The 3,776-nt window shown below is 71.8% G+C and carries 5 protein-coding genes; 1 reads left to right on the forward strand and 4 read right to left on the reverse strand.

From position 1 onward, the window contains the following. The 4 genes from VG276_24460 to VG276_24475 all read right to left on the reverse strand — a co-directional run bounded on the left by VG276_24460 (position 1) and on the right by VG276_24475 (position 3,058). Positions 1-534 (reverse strand): hypothetical protein, encoded by a 534-nt coding sequence (locus VG276_24460; protein HEV8652452.1) that lies wholly within the window; start codon positions 532-534, stop codon positions 1-3. A 20-nt stretch (positions 535-554) separates the two neighbouring features. Continuing rightward, entirely contained in the window at positions 555-1,172 is a 618-nt protein-coding gene (locus VG276_24465) for a DNA/RNA non-specific endonuclease (GenBank protein ID HEV8652453.1), read from the reverse strand. Positions 1,173-1,371: 199 nt separating this feature from the next. Continuing rightward, positions 1,372-1,692 (reverse strand): GlsB/YeaQ/YmgE family stress response membrane protein, encoded by a 321-nt coding sequence (locus VG276_24470; protein ID HEV8652454.1) that lies wholly within the window; start codon positions 1,690-1,692, stop codon positions 1,372-1,374. Further along, positions 1,619-3,058, reverse strand: coding sequence for an IS630 family transposase (locus tag VG276_24475; GenBank protein HEV8652455.1), 1,440 nt, complete (start codon positions 3,056-3,058; stop codon positions 1,619-1,621). Before VG276_24475 ends, VG276_24470 begins: the two co-directional genes overlap by 74 nt. Positions 3,059-3,142: 84 nt before the next feature. Here VG276_24475 and VG276_24480 point away from each other — a divergent pair, with 84 nt between their 5' ends. Further along, positions 3,143-3,478, forward strand: coding sequence for a hypothetical protein (locus VG276_24480; GenBank protein HEV8652456.1), 336 nt, complete (start codon positions 3,143-3,145; stop codon positions 3,476-3,478). The last annotated feature ends 298 nt before the right edge of the window (positions 3,479-3,776 follow it).

Raw genomic sequence — 3,776 nt, forward strand, 5'->3', positions numbered from 1 at the left:
TCAGTCGAACGGGGCGAACTGGTGGCTGGGCCGGTGGGCCACGTCGTCGGGGAGGATTTCGGTGGCGAGCTCGTTGGCGGCCAGCGCGGCCAGGAAGCCGGTCACCGGCATGCGGTGGACCTCCTGGTGGGCCGCGCGCGACTCCAGCAGCGCCACCGGCCAGTCGTCGGGCGGGCCCTGCGTCACCCAGTACAGCTCGTCGCCGTTGTCGGTGCGCCCAAGCGGCAGCACGCCGCCCGGTTCGGGAAAGGGCGGCAGCGGCAGCCGCTCCGGGAACTTGGCCCTGGTCTGGGCGTAGGCGGCCAGGACACGGTCCTTCTCGAACAGCAGGTTGCCGTCCTGCCCCTGGGCGAACGGGTTGAACAGGTACAGGAAGTCGTCCACCTTGCCGGAGCCGTACAGCTCCGTGAAGGCCTTGAAGTCGCCTGGCAGCCCGGTCCCGAGGGCCGCCTCGACCTCCGCCCAGCCGTCCGGCCGGCCCGGTTCCGTCGGGTCGGCCGGTGGCGGCAGCAGCAGGCGCAGCCGCTCCAGCATGCAGTCTCCTCTCCGCTCGGCTACGGGCTGGCCGGTGGGGCGACGGTCTCCTTGACGGTGGCCTGGGGGGTGTTGGCGATGGTGACGTCAAGGCGGAAGCCGCGGTCGCCGGTGGCGGTGATCCGGATCGCGCTTGGCGCCCCGTTGAACGTGCGGCTGGGGTAGATCGGCCGGATGCGATAGCGGACCGTCTCGCCGGCCTGGACCGCCTCAGCCACGGCCGTCTCGTAGTCGCGCATCACCGGGGTGTTGGTTCGGGTCTGGTACAGCGCGACCAGGTTGGCGGGCAGGCCACCGGAGCCGCCGAGCTGGCGGCCGAGCAGGTGCCCACGTGCCCGGTTGCGGGCGGGCAGCTGGTCGTAGCCGGGCGGCCGGATGCTCGAGCCGGCCGCGGAGCCGAGCTCATGCCGGGCGGCGGCGGCGACCATGGCTGGGGTGATGGTGGCGCTGACGCCGCTGCGCTGCCCGGTGACCGGGTTGACGCGACCGTAGTCGACGGTGCCGCCGAGGCGGCGGATGGCCGCGGTGTTGTCGGCGGGACGGTCGGTTCCCGGGGACGGCCGGGTCGTGCTCGGCGGTGCAGGCAGGACACCCCGCTGGACGAGCAGGTAGCCGATCCCCACGACCAGGACGGCCACGAGCAGGTAACTGAGCGAGCTGGAAGGCCGGGACCTGGTCCTCCGACGTGACCGGCTGCGACGGCGGGGCGACATGGGGCTCCAGGGCGGTCGAGTGGGCCGGTAGTGACGAGTCTCGCAGCCAGCGCTCGCCGCTCAGACCGGTCGCGCGCAAGCCTCGCGGTTGCCAGGTCCGAGGCCTACCTCGGTGGACGGCCGGTCACCAGGATACGGTCGACCCAAAGGCGGAGCGGAATCGCTGGCCTTGCCTGACCTCGTCGGCGTAGGTGATCCGGCGTCGCCCGCTGACGAGCCGGTAAAGCACCAGCAAGATGCTGGCGGTCAGCCAGGTGCTCAGATCGAAGAACTCGTTGACGGTGTCGCGGTTGAACAGCACCTGCGCCAGGAACCCGCCAAGCAGGGCGCCGGCAATGCCGATGATGGTGGTGACGACGATGCCGCCGGGGTCATCGCCCGGCAAGATTGCTTTGGCGATGGCCCCGGCGATCAACCCGAGAACGATCCAGCCGATGATGCCCATAACCGCCTTCCTGCTCTGCTGCGCCGCTCGGCCGGGAACCTGTCACACGGCGACGCCGCGCTGCAACCTCCGCACCTCGAACGTCCCAAGTGCGACGGCGACCGGTGCAGCCGGGCAGGTTGCAGACCGGTTCTGCCAGAGCTGGAACGAGCACTGCCAGCGGTTCTCCTGGACTAACTAAGTACTGCCGTATGCAAGTTCGTGCGTGGTCGTCATGCGGCCTGGGCGAGCTGCTCGTGTTCGTCCAGTCGCTGGAGGAGCCGGTCGAGGTCGGATCGGGTGTAGCGCCAGTCGAAGGGGACCGCGGTCTGCTCGTAGCGTCGCTGGAAGCCAAGGAGGCGGCGCTCGACCTCGATGAGGTCACCGAAGTCGTTGGGGAGAGCACGTTGCGCTGGATCACCGAGAAATAGATTTCCACCTGATTCAGCCAGGATGCGTGGATGGGCAGGTGGACCAGGCGCAGGTTGCGCCACGCATCCTGGAGCCGGTCCACCGACGCCTGGCCGCGATGGGAGCTGCCGTTGTCGACCACCCAGAACACCCGCTCCGCCGAGGCGTAGGGCCCGGTGGTCATGACCTGCTCCACCAGCCGTCCGAACGGCTCGATCCCGGTCGTGGGCTCGCAGCGGCCGAACAGGCGCGCGTGGCCGACGTCCCAGGCGGCCAGGTAGGCCAGCGCGCCGCCGCGGTCGTCCTCGTGCCCGACCCGCAGCACCCGGGCCACCCCTGGCGGCAGGGTGGGGTGGCAGCGGCAGCGCGCCTGGACCGAGGGCTTCTCGTCCGCCGGGATGACATACTCGCCCGCACCCAGCGGCTCGCCGTCCAACCTTCGCTGGTAGAGGTCCAGCACCACGCCCGCCTTGGCGGCGAAGCCGGGGTCGCGGGGGGAGGTCCAGGAGCGGTGCTGCCACGGCCGGATCGCGTCCTCGACCAGCCAGCGGCGCAGCGTCGCGACCGACACCTCGCCGACCAGGCCGCTGGCCAGCAGCTCCAGGCGCAGCTCCGCCAGGCTCCAGCGGCCAGGCGGCACCCCACGGGTGGCGGGCAGCTCGCACGCGACCGCCTTGGCACAGGCCATGACCGCCGCGGGGAACGCCCGCGGGCGGCCCGGCCGCTTGCGGTCACGCAGGCCCGCGTACCCTTCGGTGCAGAACCGCTTGCGCCACTTGACCACGGTGTTGGGCGCGACCTGAAGCCGCCGGGCGATCAGCGCGTTGGACAGCCCGGCGGCGGCGTCCAGCACGGTCCTGGCCCGGACCACCTCCCTGAAGGGGGCTGCCTGCCGGCGGGCGCTGGGCTTGAGCGCGCGCCGCTCCGAGGCCCGCAGGGTGGTCTGGAACGGGCTGCGCCCGCCGCCTCGTGCCATCGTCTCGTCGACCTCCCGCCGCCTGGGCCGGCCCGGTGGCCGGCCGGGCGGGACCCTGCCACCGGGTTGGGGGATGATGGGCCCATGGCTGCCACGGTCCCCGAGTCGACCAAGACCTCCCTGCACCAGCGGCTCCTTGCCCGCGCGCGGGAGCGCTGGCCGCAGCTGGCCGACGTGCACGTACGCTTCCGCGGCCGCTTCGCCTACATCGACAGCGAGCTGCAAAGCGGCGAGGCCCGCCCGCTGTGCCGGCTGCGCTGTGCCGGCTCCGCCACCACCTGGGGGTTCGCCATCTACCTCGCCAGCCACGACGGCTACCAGGACCCGGTCCTGCCCAACGGCCTGCCCAGCGGTACCCCCGAGGAGGCCCTCGACTGCGCCTGCGGGCTCTACCTGGCCGACCCCACCGCCTGGACCTGACCGGCCACAGCCAGCCTCAACCACCACGCACGAACTTACAAAACGGACCACTAAGCGCCTACGCCGACGCCTGGCGCCGCTCGAGCTGGCGCCGCTTCCCGCGAGTGCTGCTGCTCGCCGGCTCAAGCTCACGCTTTCCCGCTGACGCCCGTTTCATCTGATCCGAAAATCGACGGTGAGTGGGTAGGCGGCAGCACCCGGCGGAGCGCAGCGGAGCCGGGTCCAGGCTGGGTCTGTGGTGTCGGTCAGGCGGCGGGTTGGAGGGTGACGTTGTAGCCGAGGGCCTCGAGCTGGCGGG

It is taken from the genome of Actinomycetes bacterium, assembly GCA_036000965.1.
Classification (GTDB): domain Bacteria; phylum Actinomycetota; class CALGFH01; order CALGFH01; family CALGFH01; genus DASYUT01.

What these genes read in the sequence shown, in the direction of transcription:
- VG276_24460 (HEV8652452.1), bottom strand. Translation starts at nt 534, where the DNA reads ATGCTGGAGCGGCTGCGCCTGCTGCTGCCGCCACCGGCCGACCCGACG.
- VG276_24470 (HEV8652454.1), bottom strand. Translation starts at nt 1,692, where the DNA reads ATGGGCATCATCGGCTGGATCGTTCTCGGGTTGATCGCCGGGGCCATC.
- VG276_24475 (HEV8652455.1), bottom strand. Translation starts at nt 3,058, where the DNA reads ATGGCACGAGGCGGCGGGCGCAGCCCGTTCCAGACCACCCTGCGGGCC.
- VG276_24480 (HEV8652456.1), top strand. Translation starts at nt 3,143, where the DNA reads ATGGCTGCCACGGTCCCCGAGTCGACCAAGACCTCCCTGCACCAGCGG.